This window comes from Vibrio sp. Y176, from assembly GCF_033438945.1.
Genome location: NZ_JAWOQS010000303.1, coordinates 1 through 827, shown reverse-complemented (window position 1 = coordinate 827; position 827 = coordinate 1). Strand labels below are relative to the sequence as shown.

The following is an 827-nucleotide window of genomic DNA, read 5'->3' as shown; positions in this document are numbered from 1 at the left end:
GTCTTTCCAAATCATCGCGCTAATGCCGCGTGAACCGTAGTTACCTGCGCCAGAGCGGTCTGCAATCGACCAGCCTTTTGGCAGAACAGAGCGCATGAGAGAATCCGATACTTTGTTGTCTTGCATCCAGATTTTCAGCTGTGTGCGTGACTCGTAAGATAGGGCGTTATCTTCCATCAAGGTGTGTAGGGTGTTTACCATGGCGTTAGGCGTTGTGGTGTCTCGCTTATCGCCCGGTTTTGCTTCATTCAAACGGGGTTCCAATCGGTCAAGTCGCGTTGCTTTGTCGCCAATAGATCGCAAAAACAGCGTGACCGCTTTAGGACCACCAATTTCATTTAGCACTAAGTTCGCGGCGGTGTTGTCGCTCATCAACATGGCGGCCTCACAAGCGTGTTCGATACGTGTGCTTTGTCCAGCCAGTTTATCCATCACCGGAGACCAAACCACAATATTGCGTTCATCGATTTTCGCTGTGGCATTTTTGTTGAGTTTGCCGCTGTCCATGTCGCTTAGCATGGTGGCACACGCTAACGTTTTGAATGTGCTCATTAATGGGAAACGTTCGTCTCCGCGATAATCCCAACGCTCGTCCGTTTGTGTATCCCAGACTGACACTCCAATTCGCCCAGATGTTTGTTTCTCGATGAGGGAGATGTCTTCGTTTAATTTGGAGGCGTAACTAACAGTTGAGCAAACCATCAGCCCAACCAACAGGAATAACTTTTTCATGCGTGGTGTTCTTCGTTCTTTTGGTTTTGATTCGCACTTTGGCGATGTTAAGCAAACTATAACGAGTGAATACTCTAACCACTGTTAAATCCCTG

Annotated in this window: 1 protein-coding gene; it reads right to left on the bottom strand. The window is 48.0% G+C overall.

Annotated elements, in window-relative coordinates; all coding sequences use genetic code 11:
* A partial coding sequence (blaCARB, locus tag R7O13_RS25705) for a CARB/PSE/RTG family carbenicillin-hydrolyzing class A beta-lactamase (protein WP_318305051.1) occupies positions 1-732 on the bottom strand: 732 nt, incomplete at its 3' end.
* Between the last annotated feature and the right edge of the window lie 95 nt (positions 733-827).